The sequence below is a fragment of the Spirochaetota bacterium genome, from assembly GCA_026415295.1.
In the GTDB taxonomy this organism is placed as follows: domain Bacteria; phylum Spirochaetota; class JAAYUW01; order JAAYUW01; family JAOAHJ01; genus JAOAHJ01.
Map to the genome: position 1 here is coordinate 23801 of JAOAHJ010000005.1, position 25706 is coordinate 49506.

Here is a 25706-nt window from a genome sequence, read left to right on the forward strand (position 1 = left end):
TTTAATTGTTTTTTGTTTAAAATTCTATATCTTTTTTAGTCCAATTTAATATTTTTAATAGATCATATTCTTCTGGATTTGGCAACCATTTTAAAGCTTTCTCATAATCATCATCTTTAATATAATGCATATTATTGAATACCATTTTAAATTCTGGAAGATTAATGTCAACCATTCGAGTTATAATTTTCCCATTTTCATCAGATATATCTTTAAGATAAAGAGGTTTTATATTTCCAAAATTATCAACAACAACAATACATCCTGTTTTACCTTCATCAAATAATTTTTTTACACCAATTCCAAGTAATGTACAATATTTTAAATCATAGGCTATTGGGCTTGTACATCTTATCTCATATCCAATTTCAACAGGTCTTGAACCTATTTTAATTCCTAAAGATTTTAGTTTTTGTTGTAGAAGTATATTAAAAATGTGAGATTTACTAACAAGACCAAGCTCTGGATGTCCATGAGCATCATATGTAAATTGGATACCAGAATTTTTTAATTCTTCTTCATCAAGGAAATGAAAAACTCCTTCAGATATTATAACAGCTCCATAGTTAAGATTATATATTTTTCTTTTTATAATTGATGAGATCATCATTTTGACTATTTTATCAAGAGTTATTTTAGTTTTATTAAACATTTCTGGAATTATTATCATAGGATAGTGACAAGCTGTTCCTATACCAAAGGCAAGATGTCCAGCTTCTCTACCCATTGATGAAACTACAAACCAATTTCCAGATGTTTTTGCGTCTTCGTAAACTGTTGAGGCAATTCTTACTCCTTCATTTTTTGCACTTTGATAACCAAAAGTTGGTATTTTATCAGGTAAAGGCAAATCATTATCGATTGTTTTTGGAACATGAATATTTTGGATTTTGTAATTATTTGTTTCAAGAAATTTAGTTATTTTATTTGCAGATGTAGCAGTGTCATCTCCACCTATTGTTACAAGCAATTTAACATTGTTTTTAACAAAAAAGTCAACTTTAAATTCTTCTTCTTTAGGTTTATATCTGCTCATTATTAAAGCTGAGCCACCTCTATCAAAAATTCTATCTGCAAAGTCAAAATTAAAAATTACATAATTTGGATTATCTTTGAAAAGTGTTTCAAACCCTTTATGAAAACCAAAAACAGTATATCCTTCTTTTAAAAATACTTTTGCTATTGTTGATATGACTGTATTAACTCCTGGAGCAGGACCTCCACCACATAGAATAATAACTGATTTATTCATATTAAGCTCCTTATATTTTTCTCTGAAATATAATTAACAAATCTATTTTTGTTTTTATTTTATATAAACTTAATTTTTAAATATAAAAAATCAACATAATAATTTAAGATTGTTAATTAACTATAAATTAAGTTATTGATTAACTTGTAGTTGACAAATTTTGAATATAATCTATTATAGTTTTTGAGAAGAATAAATAAAAGTTTTGATTATTAATTTTTATTTTTTAATAAAAAAATTAATTTTTAATTTTTGTAATGTTCTTTAATTTAATAAAATTATTATTAAATTTAGGAGGTTAATAAAAGTATGATTAATATAAAAATTAAAAATATAAAAAATTATTCATTAATTATAATTGTCTTTGCACTATTTATTTTTTCAGTGAACTTAATATATGCACAAACTACAAATAATACTAATTATGGGTTAGGATATTCTTATTATGATTTTTATAGTTATGGAATGGCAACAGGTTTTGTTATTTCTCCATATTCAAATTATCCATTTTCTTTCCTTATAAACCCTGCATATGGTGCTAAACTTGCTGATAACGATTTCTCTTTTTTAATTTCTGGGTTTTCAAATTTTATAATTGGAAATACTTATTATTCATTTGATACTGTTTATGGAAATGTAACATTTTTTCTATCTTATATGAACCAATATGGAGTAAGTCCTAATAATAATATTCTTTTTAGAACTAATTTTGCAAAACTTATAAATGAAGATTTTTGGGTAGGTGTAGCATTGAACTTTATAACAGATGGATTTACAAATTTTGGCATGAATTTTGATCTTGGTATTTCTTCTAAAACACCTTACGAAGCATTTAATGGATTTGGATTTAAAAATTTAGCTTGGGGTATTGTATTAAATAATATAGGTTATCCTGCTAAAATTAATAGTAATTATTATCCCCCAATTGGTTTAATTGGATCGATATCTTTTGATTTTTTAAATATCAGTAACAATTTAGTTGTAACTTTTATAGATAATCTTTTTCTAAATTTTTATCCTTTTTCTATTGGTAATGGATCAAACATAAATATAAATATTTTTAAATTTTTGGATTTAAATTTTGGAATTAAACTTGCCTATTTAGATTATTTATCTGTTTTTTCATATCATTTAGGTATTTCATTTTATATTCCAATTAACAAAGATAATAATATTTATATATCCTATGGATATTCTAATAATTCAAACAATAATCCAATACATACAGTAAATTTTAATTACACATTTGGTGGTATTGATAAAAAAGCACCTATTACAAAAATCAAAGTTGATAAAAATAAATTTTCTCCAAATTATGACGGTGTTAAAGATGAAGTAAATATATTTCCAAAATTTGAAGATAATTCTATAATTTTTGGTTGGAAAATAATTATAATGGATGAAAAGGGAAATATAGTAAAAGTATTTGAGGCAGAAGATGTTAGAAAAGTTAGGTATGTAACTCTTGATAAAATATTTAATAGATTATTTGCAAAGAAAGAGCAGGTTAAGATTCCAGAATTTATTTCATGGGATGGAACAGATTATGAAGGAAAAGTTTTACCTGATGGGAAATATTTTATTTATGCAATTTCATGGGATGAAAATAATAATGAAGGCAGAAGTGAGATTATTGAGGTATTAATAGATACAAAAATTAATAAATTTGAGGTAAAAGAAACAACAGAATTTGATATGTTTTCTCCAAATGGTGATGGGAGAAAAGAAACTTATAATGCTAAAATTGCATTTTCAAAATTGGATGAAGATGAATGGATTTTAGTGCAAATTTTTGATGAAAATGATAATCTAATTAATTCTTTTAAATTAGATAAAAATTATATAAATAATAATACTATTTTATTTTCTTGGGATGGAATGACAAATAAAAATACCCTTGCTCCAGAGGGTTTTTATAAAATTGTATTTAGAGCAGAAGATGAAGCTGGAAATATTTTAAAGCTTGATGAGAGAAAAGTAACTCTTGTAAGAACTTATGAGGTAATAAAGTCTTATGCTTCCTCAGAATATCTTGCTCCAACAGGAAATGGGAAAAATGATACAATTATTTTTATTAACAATATAACCTCTTCAGAAAATATAATATTTTGGGAATTAATAATAAAGGATAAAAATAATAATGAAGTATTTAAACAGAATGGTGATGGAAATATTCCTGATAAGTTTGTTTGGGATGGAATAGATAAAAATAAAAAGCTTGTTTCTGATGGTAGATATATTTATTTCATTAAAGCAAAATTTAAAAGTGGTAATGAACCAGTTTCTAATGAAGTAAATTTTACTGTAGATACTAAACCTCCAGTTATTATTATTACAGAAGAATATCTTGCTTTTTCTCCTGATGGTGATGGAAATAAAGATACTCTTAAAATAATTGTTGAGGTAAAAGATGAAGATAATATTAATGTAATTAAAGATATATTATTTATTAATCCATATAAACAAAATTTATTAATTACTCCTCTTAACAAAAAGATTATTTCTGATAAAAAAATCGAAATTGTTCTTGATGGATATGATTTAGAGAGGAGGGAAATACCTCAAGGAAATTATATAGTATTAATAAATACTGAAGACAATGCTGGGAATTCTGCTAAATATAGTTCTAAAGAGATTAAATTAGTTAGAGTTGTAGAAGAAGTATATGTTGATTCAAATTTAGCTTATTATTCTCCTAACAATGATAATTTTAATGATTTAATTATATTTAAGGTTGATGCTAAAGAAAAAAATGGAATTGTTAAAACCACATTTTATATTGTTGGATCAGATGGTCAAATAAAAATAAAGAAAGAATTTAAAGGATTACCTGAAAATATTCAATTCAATGATAAATTGGAAAATGGTCAATATTATTATTATATTGAAGTAGAATATGATAGTGGTATTAAGTCAAAATCTTACGATAAAAAATATTTTATTACTGATTTAGTTTCACCAGAAGTTACTATAAGCTTAGATAATAGATATTTTTCTCCAAATAATGATGGAAATAATGATGTTCTAATTGTCAATCTTAAATCTAATGAACCATTATTAAAATATGATGTAATTATTAAAAGAGGGAATAGTACTGTTGGAACTTATAAAATAGAAAATGTTAGTGAAAAATATATCTTAGATGGCAAGAATCTTTCTGATGGAGACTATTTAATTAATTTTATTTTTTATGATAATGCTGGGAATAGAACCTCAAAAGAAGAGTCCTTTTTTATAAATAGAGAAAGCCCTAAAATAAATGCTTCTACAAATGATATTCCTGTAATCTCACCAAATTTTGACAATTTTAGAGACTTTATTAATATTAATATTAACATAGACGATTCAAATATTATCAAAAAAGATAAGCTTAAAAATGTTAGAATTAGTATAAAAAACTCTAAAAATGAATCAGTTATTGTTAAAGATTTTAATACTAAAATAGAAAATTTTAAGTTTGATGGAATTATTGAAGGTAAAAAGACTTTAGAAACAGGAAATTATGATTTTGTAATTGAAGCCTTTTATGAAAGTGGAATTTATGGGATATTTGAGTTAAAGGATATTTTAGTTGATCTAGAAGCTCCAAAAATAGATACAGTTATTAAACCTGATCTATTTTCTCCTGATAATGATGGATTTAATGATGAACTTTTTGTTACATTTAATACATCTGATAATTATAAATTAAGTGAATGTATTATTCAAATATTCAGAGTCTATGATGAAAAAACAATAAGTAAAAATCCAATAAAAACATTTACTTATAAAAATTTAACAAGCGATAAATTTAGTATTATTGAAAAATGGGATGGTATAGGTGATGATCCGAAATATAAAGTAGATTCTGCTGCAGATTACAAAATATTTTTCTATGCTAAAGATTTTGCAGGAAATGAGATAAGAATAACTCAAGATTTTACAGTTGACATTCTTGTTGAAAAGATTGAAAGAGATGGAAAAGTAATGTATAGAATTATATTAAACTCTATTACTTTTGCATTTAATTCCGATAAGCTTGATAGAAATTCATTTGCAATTCTTGATAAATTGGTTGAGAAATTGAATAAGTTTAAGGATTATAGAATAAGAATCATTGGATACACAGATAATATTGGAGATTATAATTACAATATTCAGTTATCTATAAGAAGAGCTAAGAGTGTTTATGATTATCTTGTTAGAAAAGATATTGATCCAAAAAGATTAACTTATGAAGGAAGAGGACCCAATGATCCTATAGATACTAATGATACAGAAGATGGGAGAAGAAGGAATAGAAGAGTAGAATTTTATCTAGAAAGATAAAAGTAGAAAGTTATAATTTTAGTATAAATTCTAATATAAATATTTGTTCTTAACATTAATATTTACTCTTTTAGTTAATATAGTCGAGTTGAATTAATTTTGTGGGGAAAAGTATAAATATAATTTTTATGCTTACTAATAAGTACTAATTAAATAATCTATAATCTATAGTACAATTTTATTTTAGAAATATAAGTACAAAGAGTTTATTATATAATTATTTAGAATAGATAAGATAAAAAAGAATTTTAGATAGAAATTTGTAAACTTAAATTTTTAATTAAAAAGAGCAAAGAAAGGAATAAATATTTTTAACTTGGATTACTTACATCTTTAATTTCACTAGAATCTATATTTTCTTCTGAAATATTATCTATTGTTGGTAATAAAGTTTTGTTTTTAGCTTCTGTTTCCAATATATAAGCTAAATCTTGTTGAGAAAGTTCTATACCGAGAGATATAATATATTTGAGATTGTTTGAATCATCAGAGTATTTTATAAAATTTGTAAAATAAATTTTATTATAAAATGTCTGAATATCAAATATTTCAGATTCGTGTAAAATTCTCCTATAAAAATAAGAATCTTTCTCAATAAGTGTCCCAATTGCTGAATTGTTCAATGCATCTCGTGCAGTTGTATTAACTCTAATTAGATCATTTTTATCAGTATATTGAAAGATTGTTATTTCAATATCTGGGTATTTTTTCTTTATTAGATTAAGAATGCTTTCATCTTTAGAAATATGATAATTATTGACAATTAGAGAATCAACATATTGACCATTTAATTCAAATTTTCCATCAGATGACATATTATAAGGATTTTTCAAAATATGATCTTCTATATATTCTAAAGATTCTCTTAAAATATGATAATATTTTTCTTCTATTTCTGGCAATAATTTTATAAATTTAAAATAAGAAAACTTGTCAAGAAGTTTGTTAAAATCGGAAAATATATCTATTTGACTTTGTTCTACAAGGCCAAGATCATTTAAGTGTTTGGAGATATCATTTGTTATATGGTTAAGCGATATATTTAAACTATTAGAATGGGTTTCAATATCATCTATCATTTCATGCAATTTATCAATTAATCCATTTAATCCTTTTAAATTACCAACAATAAATTTAATTATATCTTCAACATTAGAGGTAGATTCTTTAATTTTGTTTAATGTATCTCCAGTTTCACTTGTTAATACAGAAATGTTTTCTGCAAATAATTTTGTATGAGAAGCAAGTTTTCTAATTTCTGATGCAACAACAGAAAAGCCCTTACCTGTTTCACCTGCTTTTGAGGATTCAATTGATGCATTAAGAGAAAGCAAGTTTGTTTGAGTTGCTATATTTTGTATTTGTTTTGAAAATTCCTCAATTTTTGAATACATTTCTGTTAAACTTGTGAGATTTTCATATAGTAATTTAATAACTTTAAAGTTTTCTTGAGCTTTTTCTATAGATGTATTGGAGTATTGTAATGATGTTTTAGATATCTCTTTTAAATTTTCTAGTTTCTTATTATATTGATAAAATTCATTTGTTAATTTAATAAGTTTTTGAGTCTCATTATAAATATATTGGACACTAACTTCAAATGTATAATTTGAACTAAAAAGTTTTTCCATAAAATCATTGGAAAGTACAGATATAGATTGAATAACATTTCTTAAATCTATTATCATATTTTGTATTGATTCTCTTATAGAATAATATTCATCATTTTTATTTTTTGGTAAACTTATTGAAAGGTTTCCTTTTGAAATTTCATTATTTAAAAATTCAATTTCTTTTAAAGGATAGAAAATAATTTTTTCATAGAGAATAATTAGAGGATAAGTAAAAATAGCTAAAATGATGATAATTAATATTATTCCATATGTCTGAACTTGCTTTAAAGTAGCATTAATATAACTTGAAGGAATCAAATTAATAATTTTAAACTCAAGTTCGTTTATAGAACTAAAATATGAATAAAAATAATCATTTTTATTTTCTGTAAATAATTTTATGTAACCCCCTTGAATATCTTTAATAGGTGATAGATTAAATTTTAAATCAGTTGTAGAAAATATAACATCCCCTGGTTTATATTTTGTGTTTATTTTATAATCAATATTGTTTTCATAAATTAAAAAGTAACTAAATGAAGGTAATTCAAAAGAATTTATTTTTTCCTTTATATAATTTATAAATGGTCTATTTATTATTACAAATACATAAAATTTTGTAGTGTTTCTATGATCATTTATTGTAGTAATCTGTATTGGATAGTAATCATCATTAAAAAAAGCTAACCCTGAAAATTGATTGCTTCTTTCAATAGCTTGAATTACAGCATCTACAGGAATTGGGATTTGAGAAAAATCAGACTCATTAGTGTTTGAAGCTAAAATTTCATAGTTATTATTCATGATATAGATAAAATAATTATTGTCAAAAGAATCTTGATTTTTTATATATTCTAAAAAGAGATCATCATTAAAATTAAAATCTGAATATTTTCTTGTAAAAGTTCTAAAAATATTAGTTAAATTATCTCTTAAATCAGATAATTCTTTAATATAACTATAACTTATTTCTGTATATATAGTTTTATTTAATTTTTGTAAAACAAAGTTTATAAGATTTTCATAATTAGAAGTTACTTTATTAAAGAAAAACATAAAGAATAAAATAAAGGAAAATATAATGAAAATAAAAGTAACAACTAATATTTTAGTTTTTATGTTCATTTTCCAATGCCTCTTTAACTACATTTAGAAAATCCACAATTTAAACAAGTTGAACACCCTTCAATTTGCATTAGTGTTCCCCCACATTCAGGACAAACTCCACCAATATCTTTGTTAAAATTATCTTTATAATTTTCGTCATTTTTATAATCAAAATTAATTTCTTCAATATTTTTATTGTTATCTATTGAAGAAAAAAGTTGGTTTCTATCTTCAAGATAAATTTCTAGTGCTTTAGCAATTGAATCAGCACATGAAAAATTTCTTTTACCTTCTTTAAGTAAAGGCGATGGATTAGGACATCTTATTCCTTTCAATTGTTTAATTATGGAATCTGGATCTATATCTGCTCGCAAAGATAAAGAAACAAGTCTTGAAATAGCTTCTATTTGTGAAGCAGCACAACCACCGGCTTTCCCCATAGTTGCAAAGAGTTCAACTAAACCGTTATCATCTTCATTTATTGTAACATAAAGATGCCCACAACCTGTTTCCATTCTTATAGTTTTACCTTTTGTGACAGAAGGTCTAGGTCTTGGTGTTGTTCTTTTTTTTATTTCAGAAGAACCTGATTTTTGTTTTTCTAATGATTTTATACCAAGATGTAATACTCCCTCCCTTGATTTGTCCCTATAAATTGTTATTCCTTTACATTTTAAGTTATATGCCAGAAGAAAAGAATTTTTTACATCTTCAATAGTTGCATTTGAAGGGAAATTAATAGTTTTTGAAACTGCATTATCAGTAAATTGTTGGAAAACTGATTGCATTTCAACATGCCACTTTGGAGAGATTTCATGAGCAGTAACGAATATATTTTTAATTTCTTGAGGAATATAATCTATTTTTGCTAAGCAACCATGTTCAGCTATATCATCTTCGAATTTTTTATTGTAAAATGGTGTTGATTTTATAAAATCTAGAAAATATGGATGATATTCTACAAGTTTATTATTATCAAGAACAGTTCTGTAGAAAGCTAAAGCAAATACAGGTTCTATTCCAGAAGAGGTGCCTGCTATGATTGAGATAGTACCTGTAGGTGCTATTGTTGTTCTTGTTGCATTTCTTATTTTAATTTTTTTATCTTTATAAATAGATTTTTCCCAATTAGGGAAAACTCCTCTTTTTTGAGCAAGTTCACATGAAGCCTCAAAAGATTTTTCTTGAATAAATTTCATTACTTTTTTTCCTAAACTCAGGGCTTCTTCAGAATTGTAAGGAATTCTTAATTTGAAGAGCATATCTGCCCAACCCATGACTCCAAGACCTATTTTTCTATTTCCTTTTACAAGTTTATCTATCATTTCAAGAGGATAACTACTTCTATCTATAACATTATCAAGAAAATGGATAGATTTATAAATAGTTTTTTCAAATTTATTCCAATCAATTTCATATTTTTTATTTTCTAATTTTAACATATTTGAAAGGTTTAATGATCCTAAATTGCAAGCTTCAAATCCTAGTAAAGGTTGTTCTCCACATGGATTAGTACTTTCAATTTCTCCAAGATCAGGTGTCGGATTATGTCTATTAATTTCATCTATAAAAATTATACCTGGTTCTCCTGTTCTCCATGCATTTTCAACAATTAAATCAAATATCTTTCTTGCACTTAATTTTTTTACTACAGATTTAGTTCTAGGGTTTATCAATTCATAATCTCTATCATTTATATAAGCTTCCATGAATTTATCTGTTAAAGCTACAGAAATATTAAAATTTGTAAGTCTGTTGACATCATTTTTACAAGTAATAAATTCTTCAATATCAGGGTGGTCAACCCTGAGAATACCCATGTTTGCCCCTCTTCTTTTTCCTCCTTGTTTTATAGCATTTGTAGCTGCATTAAAAACTTCCATAAATGATACAGGACCAGAAGAAACACCAAAGGTTGATTTTACAATATCATTTCTTGGTCTCAATCTTGAGAAAGAAAATCCTGTTCCTCCACCTGTTTTATGTATTAAAGCTGCATATTTTATAGTGTCAAAAATCGATTCAATAGAATCTTCTATTGGTAAAACGAAACAAGCAGCAAGTTGACCTGCTAATGTACCAGCATTCATTAAAGTTGGAGAATTTGGGAGAAAATCAAATGATGTCATAAGATCATAAAATTCAGAAGCTATATTTTCAATATTAATATTTTTATCATATAAAATATCAGCTTTTGCAATATCAAGGGATACTCTTTCAAAAAGTTTTTCAGGGGTTTCTTTCAATTCACCTTTTTCATTTTTTAGTAGATATCTTTTCTCAAGGACTACTTTAGCATTATCTGATAATTTTAACATTAAACCTCCGAATTGAAATCATATTTGATTGACAATTAATTTTTTTGTGATTTGATTTTAGCAAGATTTAGAATTTTTTCAATTAAAAATAATTTTGTTTTTTATTTTTGAAAAAATTGAATTTTAACTTAAATTTTTTATAGCAAAATACTATTATTCTGTTTTTATTAAAAATTTTTATTATTTAGGGTGTATAGTGGATAAAAAAACAATTCTTTGTGTAGATGATGAAGAAGTTATTCTTGATTTTGTTAAAATTGTTCTCGAAATGGATAATTTTAATGTTATTACTTCCAATTCAGGGGAAAAAGCTATTAATATTTTATTAAGAAGTGATTTGACTATAGATTTAGTATTGTTGGATTTAATGATGCCAGGATTAAATGGTTGGGAAACATTAGAAAAAATTAGAGAGATTCCTTATAGAAAAAATTTACCTGTTGTTATTTTTACAGGTAATGTTTCACAAAAAATGAATCTTTCTTCTAATAAGCTTTCTAAAGAAATTTCTGATTTTATTTTAAAACCTGTAGATTATGAAGATTTAATAAGGAGAATTAAAAAGATTATTGAGTTGAAATAAAAATTTATATAAACGTATAGTTAAAATAAAATTATAATATTTATAATAAAATTAAAATTATAATAAGAAAATATAATTTTTCTTAATAAATATGATTATTAATTTAAAAAAAGAAAAATTAATCTCTTTTATATTTTTATTTTTTACAATTTTATTTTTTTCTTCTATAGAAGTAATAACAAAAAATTTGAATATTAATTTCTATATGATTACAATTATAAGGTTTTTTATTGGTATGCTTATTTTGCTTCCTTTCTCATTTAAAAATTTAAATAAATTTAATTATATAGATTTATTTATTATTTTTATAAATGGAAATATTTTAATATTTTCTATGCTTTTTCTTCAAATCTCTGTATTTTATGGAAATCCATCTTTTAGTGCAATTTTAGTTTCTACAAATGTTATTTTTGTTAAATTATTTTCTTATTTGTTTGAAAAAAAAGAAGAAAAGCATATAATATTGAAATTTATTTTTTTATTATTAGGAGTTTTAGGAATCTATCTTTTTCTTAAAACAGATTTAAAAACAACTAATATATTAAATATAGTTTTTGGAATATTAGCTGCTTTAATGTTTGGTTTGTTTACTGTATTAAATAAAAAATTTCTTGAAAAATATGATCAATTTGCTTTGAACTTTTATCTTTTTTTAGGAGGACTAATTATATTAATATTACTTTCATTATTATTAAAAAAGTTTAATTTTGATTTTATTAAGAAAATAAATATTAATGATATATTCATTTTAATTTATATAGGTGTATTTGTAACTGGAATAGCGTATGTATTATTTTTTTATGGTTTGAAATTTAATAGTGCTGTTGATGCTTCCTTTATTTTTTACTTTAAACCATTTGTTTCGTATATATTGTTTTGTATTTTTTTTAAAGAAAAAATATTTTTAAATAAATTTTTATTTATAATAATAGTAATAATTTCGATATTTTTTTATAATAAAATTGATAAATTAATAATTTTATATAAAAAATTTTTAAGTATTGAAAAAATATGATTTTACTTTTTCATAAATTTGTGATTTATTTAATAAAATATAATTAATAAAAACAAAAGAGGTTATAATGGAATTATATATAAATGATGTTAAGGTTGACTATAAACTTGAAAACGAAAAAAAATTGAAAGAATTTTTTAATAGTTTATTTGACTTTCTTGATAAACAGGATATGTATGTGATATCTTTTGTCATAGATGACAAAGAATATTTTTTGTCCCAATTTGAACAAATTCAAAATATAAGCATTTCTGATATAAAACAACTAAAGGTTAAAGCTCTTTTAAAGCATGAACTTGTATCTGAATCCTCTGAGAATATAGTAAAATATGTATCTTCTGTAATAAATTATTTAAAGAGTAAAAATGAATACAAAGATGAAGAGATAGAGAAAGTAGTAGAAGGTTTGAAATGGTGTCTTGATGCTACAAATAGAATTTTACAGTTATTTAAGTTATCTGATGAGTTTTTTATAGATAGTAGTGGAAAAAATTTAAAAACAATTACCAACTTGATAAATGATTATATAAATAATATTTATTCTATTCAACTTGATGAATCATATAAGGATGACTTTTTACAGATTTTAATAAGTTATTCAGAAACTATTGTTAAAGTAGTTACATATGTTTTTATAATGATGAAAGGGATTGATAAAAAATTGAAAATTAATCAATATGTTACTCTATTGGAAGATAACAATAAAATATTAGAAGATTATATTGCTATTATACCAAGATTGAGGGAAAATTTTGCAAAAAATATTGAAAAAAGTGAAAGTTTAAATGATTTAAATAGTAATGAACAGAAAGATATTAACTATACAAATGAAACTATTGGTCTGAATACCATTACAAAAATAGTTGAGTTTTCTACATTTTACTTAAATTTGATATTAAAATCTACTAAAGAATATTTAAATGAGAAAGATTCTTTATATTTAGAGGTAATTAGTTTAGTTGAAGAATTTACAAAAGATCTTGAAAAATTAAAGAAATCATTAATAAATAGGGAATATGAGGAAATTTGCGATTATTTTGAAAATGATATTCAAAATGATTTATTAAATATAAAAGAGTTTACAATTAAATTGAAAGAATTTGTAAAATCTCTTGACAAAAAATAAATTTAAGATAAATAAAAAAGCACATATAATTTGTAAATAATACTAACAATATTTGGTTAATGAAGGGGAATATAAATGAATATACAGAAAACTATTTATATAAAACCAGAATTATCTAAAAAAAAATGGGTAATTGTTGATGCTAAAGGGCAAACTCTAGGTAGGTTGTGTTCAATTGTTTCAAAGATATTGCAAGGAAAACACAAACCAGACTATGTCCCATTTTGGGATAATGGTGATAATGTTATTATTATTAATTCGAAGTTTGTTAAATTAACTGGTAAAAAATATACAGATATGTTATATAGATGGCACACAAATTTTCCTGGTGGTGTAAAAGAATTTACTTATGAAAATCTTTTAAAAAGAGATCCTACAAGGCCATTATATATTACATTAAAAGGTATGTTGCCAAAAAATAAAATTGGAAGAAAATTAATGAGAAATGTAAGAATATATCCAGATGAAAATCATCCTCATAAAGCTCAAAATCCTGAAATTATTGATTTATCTAAATATATATAAATTGATGATTTTTATAACATAAGAAAAATTTTAATATTTTGAATTAAAAATATTTAAATTAAAAATAAAAATTTATAACCAAATATTTTTAATTATAAAAAGGGGAATTTAATATGAATATTTTTTGGTCAAAAGGTTCAAGAAAAACAGCAATTGCTAGAGCAAGGTTGGTACAAAAAGGTAGTGGAAAAATTATTATAAATGAAAAGGATTATAAAGATTATTTCCCAATAGAAAGATATCAGTATGAAATAATAAAACCGCTTAAATTGACAAATACAATTGGGAAGTATGATATTTATATTAATGTTAAAGGTGGTGGACCAAATGCTCAGATGGAAGCTGTTAGGCATTCTATTGCCAGAGCATTAGTTAAACTTGATGAAGAAGCATACAAAAAAGTTTTAAAATCTAATGGTTTATTAAAAAGAGATCCTAGAATGGTTGAAAGAAAGAAATATGGTAGAAAAAAAGCAAGGAAACAATTCCAGTTTTCAAAAAGATAATTTATATTATTACAAGAACAATTTCTGTTTTATTGGAATTTGCATAATATATAATTATTGAGAATTTTTTTAAAATATTAAAGAAATAATAAAAATAATAAATAAAATAAAACCTCCCAAATTTTTGGGAGGTTTTTTGTTTTTTAAGTAATTTATTGGTAATATAAAAATACTTTATTAATATTATTAAAAATATTAACAAAATATTTTATAAAAATTAAATTCAATAAATTTTACTTAAAATAGGAACTTATTTCTTCATAGAAAAAGTCATTTGCTGATTTTAATGGTAAAATAAGAGATTGACCTAAAGCACAAAAAGATGTCAATTGCATAACTTTTGCAGTATTTAACATTTTATTCCATTCGTTTTCTGTTATAAGCCTTTTATATAATTTTAAACCAGCATTAAATAAATATGTTGTTCCAATTCTACATGGAGAGCATTTACCACAAGATTCATGTTTGAAAAATTTTAAAACAGATCTTAAAAAATCAGGTATTTCTGTTGATTCATCAAGAATTAATATGGCTCCTGAACCTAAAACTGCTGAATATTCTCCTAAACTTTCATAGTCTAATGGGGTATCTAACATTTTATCTGATATTAAAGCTCCGGCAGATCCCCCTATTTGTGCAGCTTTAAATTTTTTCCCTTCGATCATCCCACCTGCAAAATCATTTATAATATTTCTTAAAGTTGTTCCCATTGGTACTTCAATTAATCCTGGATGGTTAACCATTCCAAGAATTGTGTAAACTTTAGTACCAGGAGATTTTGGTGTTCCGAAAGATTTGAACCAACTTGCACCATTTAAAATGATATTTGGTACATTAGCAAGTGTTTCAACATTGTTTACAACAGTTGGTAAATTTCTAAATCCTTTTTGCCCGGGAAATGGAGGTTTATTTCTTGGATGACCTCTTTTGCCTTCCATTGATTCAATTAAAGCTGTTTCTTCACCACATACATAAGCACCAGCACCTTTTCTAATTTCAATATCAAAAGAGAAGTTAGAACCTAAGATATTATTTCCAAGAAGTCCGTATTCTCTTGCTTGATTTATTGCATTTTGCAATCTTTTTATAGAGAGATCATATTCTCCTCTTATATATACATAACCTTTATTTGCACCAATAGCATAACCAGCTAAAGCCATTCCTTCAATAAGTTTATGTGGATCTCCTTCTAAAATTAGTCTATCTTTAAAAGTTCCTGGTTCTCCTTCATCTGCGTTACAAATAATAAATTTATCTCCTTTTAATGGTGCTGTAAAACTCCATTTAAGTCCTGTTGGAAAACCTGCACCTCCTCTACCTCTCAAACCAGATTCCTTAACTTCATTTAAAACTTGTTCTGGACTCATAGAAGTTAAAGCTTTACCTAAAGCTTCATATCCCATCGTAGCAATATACTCTTCTATAGATTCTGGATTAATAACACCTGCTCTTTCTAAAACTATTCTTCTCTGTGATTTTAATGTATCTTTTTTAGGTTTTGAAATTATATTTGGCATTTCAAATTTTTCAGTTAAAATTAAATTTTTTACTGGTCTTCCTTTAAGAAAATGTTCATTAACAATTGTATCTATATCTGAAGTTTTAACATTTATATAAATTATATTGTCTGGATAAATTAATAGAATAACACCTTTGCCTATTAAATTAACTGAACCAGTTTCTGAAATATGGATCTCCTTATCAAGCTTATTATCTCTAACTTTTTTTTCTAATGTTTCTTTTATTTCATAAGCACCAGCCTCTATAGTATACTCATCTATGGGAATTAATACATTTATTCTATACATAAAATAACCCCCTAAAATTGTATATAATAAAAATTTTTATTTATTCTTTTTATAATTTTCAATTATTTCTTTAATTTTATTATCTTCGAGATTTCCATAAACAGTTTCATTTATCATACAAGCTGGTGCAACACCACATACCCCTAAACATGAGGTAGTCTCCAAAGTGAATAAACCATCTGATGTTGTTTCACCAATGTCAATACCTAAATATTTTTTAAATGATTTTAAAACATTTATTGTTCCTCTTACATGACAAGGTGCTGATTCACAAACTCTTATTATATATTTCCCTCTTTTTTCTAAGGAAAACATAGAATAAAATGTAACAACACCTTTAACTTTTGAAAGAGGAATGTTAAAATACTTTGCAACTTCCTGTAAATCTTCAAAACTTAAATATTTTTCTTTTTTTGAATCTTGAATATCATGTAATGCAAAAAGTATATTCTCTTTATCTTTTTCATATTTTTGGAGTATATTTAAAATGTTATTCATAATTTTCTCCTTAAATTATGAGAATTAATCTATATAAAACTTTTTTATAATTAAAATAAATTGTATAATTAAAATTATTAATTATAAATAAGCATCCCTCTTTGTATAATGTGTATGAAGTAATTCGTGAGATTTATGAGATAGAGGTTTCTCAAGAAATTCTTTATATATAATTTCTATTGCTGGGTTTTGGTGTGATTTTCTCAATGACATATTTTTATCTTCATTATATAGTCCGCAAGCTCTTTCAAGTCTTCTTTGTAAAGTTGACCCATAAGGTTGTCCACCACCTCCAACACAACCACCAGGACATGCCATTATTTCTATGAAATGATAAGGCATTGGTTTACCTGTTAATTTAGCTTCTTTAACTCTATCAAGTACTTTTCTTGCATTTCCAAGTCCATGAGCAACAGCTGTATTAATCTGAGTTCCTTTTACATTTACTGAAAACTCTTTAACCCCTTCTAAACCTCTACAAGGCTCAAGGTCAACATTTTCAAGAGGAGTTCCTGTTGCAAGTTCATAAGCTGTTCTTAAAGCAGCTTCCATAACACCACCAGTAGCTCCAAAAATAGTAGCAGCTCCGGTATATTTACCCATTAAGTCCGTAGGTTCAGAATCTGGTAGACTTTTTATATCAATTCCAGCTTGATTTAACATTCTTACAAATTCTCTTGTTGTTAAAACGTAATCAACATCTTGATAACCTGAAGATCTCATTTCTGGTCTTCTTGCTTCAAATTTTTTTGCTGTACATGGCATAATTGATACGGAGACAATTTTTGCTGGATCAAGGTTATATTTTTTAGCAAAATAAGTTTTTGCTAAAGCACCAAACATTTGCTGAGGAGATTTACATGATGAAACATTTTCTAATAATTCTGGATAAAATGTTTCAATAAATTTTATCCAACCTGGAGAACAAGAAGTGATAAGGGGAAGATTTTTATTTTTTGATAATCTATCTAAAAATTCCGATCCTTCTTCCATAATAGTTAAATCAGCTGTAAAATTTGTATCAAAAATATAATCAAATCCAAGCATTTTTAAAGCAGAATACATTTTGCCAACAAGATTTGTTCCGGCGGGAAGTCCAAATTCTTCAGCTAAAGATACTCTTATAGCTGGAGCTTCTTGAACAATTACAACTTTTTCTGGATCGTTCAATGCATCCCATACATAATCAATTTCTTGTCTTTCATAAAGAGCACCTACAGGGCAATAAGCTATACATTGTCCACAATTAATACAAACAGATTCAGCCATTTTCCCTGAAGGTGGTTCTATGATGCTTTCAAAGCCTCTATTTGTAACTTCTATAGCATAAACTGTTTGCACTTGTTGACAAACACTTAAACATCTACCACATAGGATACATTTATCAGGATCTCTATGAACTGAAAAAGATGATTCATCTTTTTCATAAGTTTTAATAATCTTTTCATACATAGGGGTTGTAACATTCATTTTATTTGCAAGTTCTTGAAGTTCACATTTTTGATTTTTGATACAATTGAGACAATCATTTGGGTGGTTTGAAAGAATAAGCTCTAAAACTGTTTTTCTAGCATTATCTATCTCTTTAGAATATGTAATAATTTCCATACCTTCTGCAACTGGAGTTACGCAAGCTCTCTTAAGTCCTTTCTGTCCTTTAACTTCAACAACACATATTCCACAGTTCCCTGTTTCTGGAAGATCTTGATGATAACAAAGTTTTGGTATATTAACACCTGCTTGTGCAGCAGCTTTTATTATAGTAATGTTAGATGGAACTTTAATTTTTATACCATCAACTGATATATTAACGAAGTCAGCCATAATTCCTCCAAAAATTATTAATAAAAAAAGTCATTTGGTCAAAGTATAAAAAAATAATTTTTTATTTCAAGTTAATTTTCTATGTTTAAAATTTTTTTAAATAGATCAATTTTTGATTTGTAATCTTTTATATTAATTAATTCATAATTTGAAAGTTTTGTTTCTTTAAATAAGTAAATTTTATCAAGAAAATCAGGTAACTCATCAATATTATGACTTACCATAAAAATTGTAATTGATTTATATTTATATTTTATATATTCCATTATTTTACTTTTTGATTTAATATCAAGAAAAGTGAATGGTTCGTCAAGAAAAACTATTTCAGGATTAAATAAAAATGTTCTTATCAAAGAGACTTTTTGTTTCATTCCACCTGAAAGTTCAAAAGGATAATATTTTTCAAAATTTTTTAACTCTGTTATTTCAATCCACTCATTATAATTTATAGTTAAAATTTCTTTTAATTTTTCATCTATCTTATAAAATTGATAAGGATAAAAAATATTTTCTTTAACATTTTTATACCAGAAAAGTGGAGCTTCTTGCAATAAAACAGAAGAGTTAGAATAGTATTTATCTATTTTCCCTTTATAATTTTTATCGATATTGTTAATTATCTTTATAAGAGTTGATTTACCAGACCCAGAAGGTGCAAAAATAGAAATTTTATCATTTCTATATAATTCAATATCTAAGTTCTCTATTACTTTAAAATTATTAAATTTTTTTTCTTCAATTTTTATTGATAATATTTTATTATTATTATTATTCATTTTGTTTTTATAAATTTCTATTTAATCTATTTTAATTTAGCTTATTTTTATTTTAATTATTTTATTTTTTATTTAAATTTTTTAATTTTTAACTTTGCATTATAAAATATTAATTTTTATTTTCAAAAAATAAAAAGATCCAATAAATTAAAATTATGATGGATTTAGGTATTTTTTAAAAAATGTAAAAAAAAGAAGGTTAAAAATAATTTGTGAACTGGTTATAAATAAAACAAAAATAAATAGATAAAAAAATACTTCTTTCATATTAAAATAGATTCTAGCAACATTTAAGAGATGCCCCAATCCATTTTGAGTAGCAATAAATTCACCTAAAATTACTACCTTAAAAGCAAGACCAAATCCTAAAGGTATATTTGCTGCAAAAGTAGGGATCAATGAAGGAAGAAAGGAGTCTTTTATTAAAAAATATTTTTTATCTGAATATGTTTTTATAAGATTTTCAAGTGGTTGATTTCTTTTTAAGAGTGAAGCTGAAGTATTTATTGCAATAGTTGGAGTTGTTAATACTACTATTAATGCGATTGGGGCACTATCGCTTATTCCAAAAATCAATAAAAATATTATTCCTAATATAGTTCCCGGGATAACTTGAAAAATAAGCAAGGTTGTGCCTACTATTTCATTAATTTTAAAAAGATAGGAAAAAATGCCAATAAATGCACCACTAATAATACTTATAAAAAAACCTATTAAAGTTCTTTTAATTGTAACATTTATATTAATTAATACTTCTTTAGTTAAAAGTTTGTTGAAATTTTGTAAAATAGTAAAAGGGGATGGAATAATATAATCTTCAAAAAATAGGGATAAAATAAACCAAACAAAAATAAATATTAAAAATGCAAAAATATTATTTTTAATATTTGAAAAAAAACTCTTTAAACTTTTCATCAAGTGGTTTCTCTATAATTTTGTAATAGTTAAAAATAGATTTCTCTAAATTATTTCCATATTCAAAATAAAATTTTGTATTTTTTAATGCTTCTAATAGTACTTGTTCTGAAATATTTTGAAAATATGTTTTAGAAATAGTAATAGCTAAATTTGGGTTTTTATTAATTACCTCTATTGCTCTTTCTATTTCTTGATTTAATTTTTTTATATATTCTAAATTTGAAGAAGCAAAAGATGATTTAACAAATGTTCCAACTTGTGGATAACCAGTAGTAATACCTGTGTACTTTACCCATAAATCATAAAAAGAAAGAGATACAAAGATATTTGGAAGATTTTTTATGTTTGAAACATCAGGTTCTGGTAGAGCTACTGCAAATATTTCTCCTTTTTTAAGAAGTTCTACAGATGATGCAAAAGGGAGGTAAATTATTTGAATTTCTTCTTTCATTTTTATATTTTCTTTTTTACAGAAAAATTCAAAAATTTCTTCTATTGGAGACCCAGCAAAAGGTATTGCAACTTTTTGACCTTTGAGTTCATTCAAACTTGAAATTTTTTTCCCATATGTAACTAAACTTGTTAATCCAGCAACATATGAATTAATGATTTTTACAGGGATATTTTGATTAAAAAAGTTAATTCCTACAGATAAACCAGTAGTTAAAATTTGAATATCATCTTTTAGAAATAAAGCATTAGCTTGTGAATGATTTGTAAAAATAACAAGTTCTGTATCTTTTAAATAAGTTGAAGCTATTATGTATGGTATTGATGAAGGTGTAGCTGGAGCATAAATAATAGTTTTCTTAGTAGTAGAAGGAGTAGTAGATTGACCTAAAGTAATTAGTGAAAATAGTAAAATAATAATTAATAAAAAAAATAATGTTTTTTTATTCATAGACCACCTCTGTTTATTTTTGTATTTTTTTTTAAAAATTATTTTTTTTATAACATATAATTAAAATATATTTTTTCAATTAATTAAAATACTCTTACTTTATTCTGTATTATTCAAAATAAAATAATTTACTAATAAATCACTAAAATAGTAATATTTTCTAAATTAATAAAAAATTAACTATTAAATAAAAAAAAGTAAAGAGAATTTAATAAAAATTTTTTAAAAAAAATCACCCTTAAATAAGGGTGATTTTTTACTTTTATTTTATAATTTTAATATATAAAATAGTTTTAATAGTTCTTTTTTTTATTTAATTTTATTAGTTAATTTAATTGTAATGATAAATTAAAAATTGTTGTTCCACTCCATCATTGTTGCTTCATCATCAAGTTTCTGTAATAATGATTGTGCTTTATCAACTAGTGCTGGATCTTTTGGTTTATTTTGCTGATAGAAAGCTTTTAGTGCTTCATCTCTTGCTTTTTTGTATTCTTCATAAGGCATTCTAAATAGCATATAAACATCAAAAAACTTTTGAATGCTTGAATCTTTAGTTTCCTGATAAGCAACCCATCTCCACCATTCCATAACTTGAATGAAACCAGTAACTTTAACATTTTTAGCAACAGCAGCAACAGCAGATTCTACATATTCATCACTAACATTTTTATCTCCTCTCATAGCATAGGATAATTGAGATGTAATTAAAAGTTTTATTCCTTCAGCTATTCTCTGATAAGCTTGAGCTCTAAGAACAGCTTTAGTTCCATCAAGGCTTTGTCCTCTTGAATTAACCCATATATAAAGAAACATTTCATTTGTATTTGTGTCTTTTTCAACATACAATTGAGGTTTGCTTATAAAATTAGGAACAGGCCCTGGCATTGTATCAAGCACTGTTATTTTTGGGTATTCAGGTTGTGCAGGTTGAGGTGGTGTTTGTTGTTTTACTTCATTTTTAACAGGAGTACAAGAAAAAAACAATAAAAAAGATAAGATTAAAACAAAAATTATTTTAATTTTATTCATCATTTTTCCTCCAAAATGATATTTTTTAATATTAATAATTCATTATTGATAAAAATCAACTTAAATAGAAAATAAGATTAAATTAATAGAAAAAATGTTTATAAAAAATATCAAAGATAATATTAAAAAAGAAGATTTTTAATGTTTTTATTTGTAAATAAAATAATTATAGAATTTGATAATTATAAATTTTATAGCTCTAATTCATTAACAATCTTGTTGAATATTTCACCTCTTTCAAACTCATTTTTGAAAAGATTGAAAGAGGCAAATCCTGGAGAAAGTAGAATATTGTCCTCTTTTTTAGCAATTTCAATAGCTTTATAAATAGCATCTTTAAGATTATTAAAATAGTAAAAGATATTTTTAAATCCAGAGTCTAGTAATTGGGATAACAATTTTTGAGATCCATCACCTTCAAGTAGAATAACAGCTTTACATTTTTTGTGAATTGCCTCAACCATATCTTCTAAAGGAACTTTTTTATCAACCCCACCTGCAATTAAAATTACTGTTTGTTCTTTGTATGCAGATAGTGTAGAAGCAACAGCTGCTGGTATTGTAGCTGTTGTATCGTTTATAAAGTTTATACCTTTGAATGTTCTTATTTTCTGGTTCCTGAATTTTAATCCTTCAAAGTTTTTAATAGAATTAATTATAGATTTAACTGGAATTTTTGAAATTAAAGCAGAAATAATAGATGAAGCAATATTATATTGGTTGTGTTCACCTTGCAAATTCTCATTTTGAGGGATTTTTATTAGAGATTCTATGTTATTTCCTTTTTTTATGAATATAAAATCTTCTATTTCCGAGATGGTATTATAAAAATAATTATTCTCTTTAGTTTTTAAAATATAGTTTAATGGTTGATCTTTGTTTATAAGCATAAGTCCTACAATATTATTTTTTAATCCCTTATTTTGATTATCTTCATATAATTGATTAAATCTTTTTTCATCTGAAGAAATACATATAATATTTGATTTTATATTATCTTCTAATATTGAGTTATAAATATAATGATTGTCAATGTTTAATATTATATAATCTTCTTCTTTTTGATAAAGATATATTTTCTTTTTATCATTAAGATAATTTTCCATTGTGCCATAATAATTTAAGTGATCAGGTAAAAGATTTAAAAAAACTGAAATTTGTGGAGAAACTTTATGTTTGCTCATATCATCAAGTTGCCATGAAGAAAGTTCTAAGATATATATGGAGTCAATATTTTGGGGATCAAAATCTTCAAGAACAGAAACAGTAATATTGCCTCCAATTTTAGTATTTGGATAGTAATCTTTATATATTTTGTGTATGAGGGTAGTTGTTGTTGATTTACCTTTTGAGCCTGTTATTCCAACCTTTTTGTTTTTGCTTAATTCAAAAAATATTCCAATATCAGTATCTACTTTTTTACCATTTTCTATTGCAAGTTTTATATATTTGTTGTCCCATTTAATACCAGCTGCTTTAATTATGATATCAGCTTTAAGAAAATCTTCTTCTCTATGTTCTCCTAAAACAAACCTAATATTTTTAATATTTTCTATTTTTTTGATAGAATCTTTGAGCTCATCTTCAGTTTTCAAATCAGTTACTGTAATTTGGCAGTTATAGCTAGAAAGAAATTTACAAACACCAACTCCTCCACCATTTAATCCAAGTCCCATTACAAGGATATTTTTATTATTAAAATCAATAGGTTTATTTAAAACATGATTTATTATTTCCATTTTATCTCCTAATAAATTAAATTATTTCAAAATCATGGTTTATTAAAAAGTTTGGTTTCCAATTCATAAAAGGGTCCCATATTTTGCCATAAATTTTTAATCTTGAAAAATCAATAAATTTAAATTCATCATTTTTTGATAAATTAAGCCATATTATTTTACCTTTAAGACCATAAATATTCTCAACTTGATTTTTATAAATTAATTCAATCCTTGGAGAATTTATAGGTATAACATGATAGTTATCAAAAGTTATTAAGATTGGTTTTTTTATTTTGGAAAATTTAGTTAAATTTAGAAAGTGTAGAATCTTATTCTTAATAAAATTTATGCAGTATTGGTCTTCATTTTTCAAAATCAATTTAGCAAGATAATCTTTATTATAAAGTGCATCACCATAAAAAAAGAGATATACAGGATAATCAAGATAATCTTTTGTTTTTAAATTTTCAAATAAATAGTAAATCTTTTCATAAGGAGATAGTTTATCTTTGATATTAAGAAAATTTATTGCAATTTTGTAATTATAGTAATTTGTAAAATACAAATTTTTTATATCTCTTTTTAGAAAATATTTAACAATTGAGTCTTTATAATTTGAAGAGATCAAAGCTCTATTGTTAAAAATTAAATATTTCATAAGAAAAAAATAATTAAAAATTAATTAAAATCAAGAAAAGAATAGATTAAATAAATTAGTATTTGTATTAATTTGAATATTAAAGAGCAAAAATTTTATTTTTCAAATTTTTTTTATTTATTATAATTTTATAGTAAAAAAGATATAAGATATTTTTTATTTTATCATTGATACAATTTATGATAAATATAGATAAATAAAATTTGAAAAATTTAAAAATTTGTTTTTTACTAAGAAAAGGGTTTTGAGTTATGACAAAAGAACAAAAATTTTATAAAGCATTACAAGATATTTTCATCGGTGCAAAAATTGAGGGTACAGGTGGTTTTATTAACCTGATGCGTATTAAGTCAAAATATTATGAAAAAATAGAAGAACTTTTGAAAAAAGATGTTGATGATGCGTTAAAGAAATATCCTGATTTTCGTGAAGAATTATTTGACAAACTATACAACTTTTTTAGTCGTTATTTTACAGAAAGTGGAAGTATATATTTTAACTCTACCCCATTTCATAACAACATTTACGAAAAAGTTTATACCAACGACAAAGATGTTGTGTTGTTTTGGAAAACGCAAATGCTTTATTATGTCAAGACAGACAGAATATTTCGCAGTATGCCTGTAGAGTTTGATGGCAAAAAATTTGACTTCGATGCTTCTACTATAGAAAATAAAAAAGCAAACGAAAAACGAAGTTTAATTTATGAACTAAAAGAAATAACAGACGACAAAACAATTGTTTTTAATGTTATTTATTCCGAAAAAGGTAGAGTCACAAAAACCGACGATATTCTCAAAGAAATCAAGAAAAAACATATTCAAATTACCGAAGAAGACCTTGAAAGAGCTTTCAGGATTTTTGAAAAACAAAGTGAAGTTGATTTTTTCATAAACAAAAACGCTAAAGCTTTTTTACAAGAACAGTTTAAGCTTTGGAGTTATCAATATTTTTGGGATGAGGTTAATGAATGGACAACCGATAGAGTAAATGAATTACAAATTCTTAAAAATATTGCATTTAAAATAATTGATTTTGTTTCTCAGTTTGAAGATGAGCTTGTGAAAATTTGGAATAAACCAAAGTTTGTAAAGAATAGTAACTATGTTATAACATTCGATAGGATTGCCAGCAAAGACAATGGTTTTGGAGTTATTGAAAAAATATTAAAGGACATCAATATCGAACAACAGGTTAATCAATGGAAAGAATTAGGT

The 25706-nt window shown here is 24.3% G+C and carries 19 protein-coding genes; 7 read left to right on the forward strand and 12 right to left on the reverse strand.

Annotated features, from left to right (window positions below; genetic code table 11):
- Window positions 1-16 precede the first annotated feature (16 nt).
- Window positions 17-1252: a 6-phosphofructokinase gene (locus N3A58_01520; protein MCX8058077.1), complete on the reverse strand. Its 1236-nt coding sequence runs from the start codon at window positions 1250-1252 to the stop codon at window positions 17-19.
- A 309-nt stretch (window positions 1253-1561) separates the two neighbouring features.
- Here N3A58_01520 and N3A58_01525 point away from each other — a divergent pair, with 309 nt between their 5' ends.
- Window positions 1562-5560: an OmpA family protein gene (locus tag N3A58_01525; protein MCX8058078.1), complete on the forward strand. Its 3999-nt coding sequence runs from the start codon at window positions 1562-1564 to the stop codon at window positions 5558-5560.
- Window positions 5561-5871: 311 nt separating this feature from the next.
- On the opposite strand, the gene N3A58_01530 is transcribed toward N3A58_01525, so the two are convergent.
- Together N3A58_01530 and N3A58_01535 are read right to left on the reverse strand one after the other, a co-directional pair.
- A complete protein-coding gene (locus tag N3A58_01530; GenBank protein ID MCX8058079.1) occupies window positions 5872-8298 on the reverse strand; it encodes a methyl-accepting chemotaxis protein in 2427 nt (808 codons plus the stop codon).
- Between the two features lie 14 nt (window positions 8299-8312).
- On the reverse strand, window positions 8313-10598 hold the full coding sequence (locus tag N3A58_01535; protein ID MCX8058080.1) for a vitamin B12-dependent ribonucleotide reductase: 2286 nt from the start codon (window positions 10596-10598) through the stop codon (window positions 8313-8315).
- Between the two features lie 196 nt (window positions 10599-10794).
- Between N3A58_01535 and N3A58_01540 the strand changes: the two genes are divergently transcribed.
- From N3A58_01540 to rpsI, 5 genes are all read left to right on the forward strand, one after another.
- The gene (locus tag N3A58_01540) at window positions 10795-11181 is read left to right on the forward strand and encodes a response regulator (protein ID MCX8058081.1); all 387 of its coding nucleotides are present in this window, start codon (window positions 10795-10797) and stop codon (window positions 11179-11181) included.
- Between the two features lie 205 nt (window positions 11182-11386).
- On the forward strand, window positions 11387-12196 hold the full coding sequence (locus tag N3A58_01545) for a DMT family transporter (protein ID MCX8058082.1): 810 nt from the start codon (window positions 11387-11389) through the stop codon (window positions 12194-12196).
- A 67-nt stretch (window positions 12197-12263) separates the two neighbouring features.
- Complete coding sequence (locus tag N3A58_01550; GenBank protein MCX8058083.1) at window positions 12264-13322, forward strand: hypothetical protein; 1059 nt, start codon at window positions 12264-12266, stop codon at window positions 13320-13322.
- Window positions 13323-13397: 75 nt separating this feature from the next.
- Window positions 13398-13847 carry a 50S ribosomal protein L13 gene (gene rplM / locus N3A58_01555; GenBank protein ID MCX8058084.1) on the forward strand — a complete coding sequence of 150 codons (450 nt, stop codon included), beginning with the start codon at window positions 13398-13400 and terminating at the stop codon, window positions 13845-13847.
- A gap of 113 nt (window positions 13848-13960) precedes the next feature.
- Window positions 13961-14353: a 30S ribosomal protein S9 gene (gene rpsI / locus N3A58_01560; protein MCX8058085.1), complete on the forward strand. Its 393-nt coding sequence runs from the start codon at window positions 13961-13963 to the stop codon at window positions 14351-14353.
- A 233-nt stretch (window positions 14354-14586) separates the two neighbouring features.
- On the opposite strand, the gene nuoF is transcribed toward rpsI, so the two are convergent.
- From nuoF to N3A58_01605, 9 genes are all read right to left on the reverse strand, one after another.
- Window positions 14587-16161, reverse strand: coding sequence for an NADH-quinone oxidoreductase subunit NuoF (gene nuoF / locus N3A58_01565; GenBank protein MCX8058086.1), 1575 nt, complete (start codon window positions 16159-16161; stop codon window positions 14587-14589).
- Between the two features lie 36 nt (window positions 16162-16197).
- Complete coding sequence (locus N3A58_01570) at window positions 16198-16659, reverse strand: NAD(P)H-dependent oxidoreductase subunit E (GenBank protein ID MCX8058087.1); 462 nt, start codon at window positions 16657-16659, stop codon at window positions 16198-16200.
- An 81-nt stretch (window positions 16660-16740) separates the two neighbouring features.
- A complete protein-coding gene (locus N3A58_01575; GenBank protein MCX8058088.1) occupies window positions 16741-18483 on the reverse strand; it encodes an NADH-dependent [FeFe] hydrogenase, group A6 in 1743 nt (580 codons plus the stop codon).
- Between the two features lie 71 nt (window positions 18484-18554).
- Window positions 18555-19259 carry an ATP-binding cassette domain-containing protein gene (locus N3A58_01580; protein MCX8058089.1) on the reverse strand — a complete coding sequence of 235 codons (705 nt, stop codon included), beginning with the start codon at window positions 19257-19259 and terminating at the stop codon, window positions 18555-18557.
- Between the two features lie 153 nt (window positions 19260-19412).
- Entirely contained in the window at window positions 19413-20174 is a 762-nt protein-coding gene (locus N3A58_01585; protein ID MCX8058090.1) for an ABC transporter permease subunit, read from the reverse strand.
- Window positions 20140-21078, reverse strand: coding sequence for a hypothetical protein (locus N3A58_01590; protein ID MCX8058091.1), 939 nt, complete (start codon window positions 21076-21078; stop codon window positions 20140-20142). Before N3A58_01590 ends, N3A58_01585 begins: the two co-directional genes overlap by 35 nt.
- Before the next feature lie 348 nt (window positions 21079-21426).
- Window positions 21427-22113, reverse strand: coding sequence for a hypothetical protein (locus N3A58_01595; protein MCX8058092.1), 687 nt, complete (start codon window positions 22111-22113; stop codon window positions 21427-21429).
- 188 nt (window positions 22114-22301) lie between these two features.
- A complete protein-coding gene (murD, locus tag N3A58_01600; GenBank protein ID MCX8058093.1) occupies window positions 22302-23849 on the reverse strand; it encodes a UDP-N-acetylmuramoyl-L-alanine--D-glutamate ligase in 1548 nt (515 codons plus the stop codon).
- A 16-nt stretch (window positions 23850-23865) separates the two neighbouring features.
- The gene (locus N3A58_01605; GenBank protein MCX8058094.1) at window positions 23866-24489 is read right to left on the reverse strand and encodes a hypothetical protein; all 624 of its coding nucleotides are present in this window, start codon (window positions 24487-24489) and stop codon (window positions 23866-23868) included.
- Between the two features lie 251 nt (window positions 24490-24740).
- Between N3A58_01605 and N3A58_01610 the strand changes: the two genes are divergently transcribed.
- The coding region (locus N3A58_01610; protein ID MCX8058095.1) for a site-specific DNA-methyltransferase at window positions 24741-25706 on the forward strand (966 nt) is incomplete at its 3' end.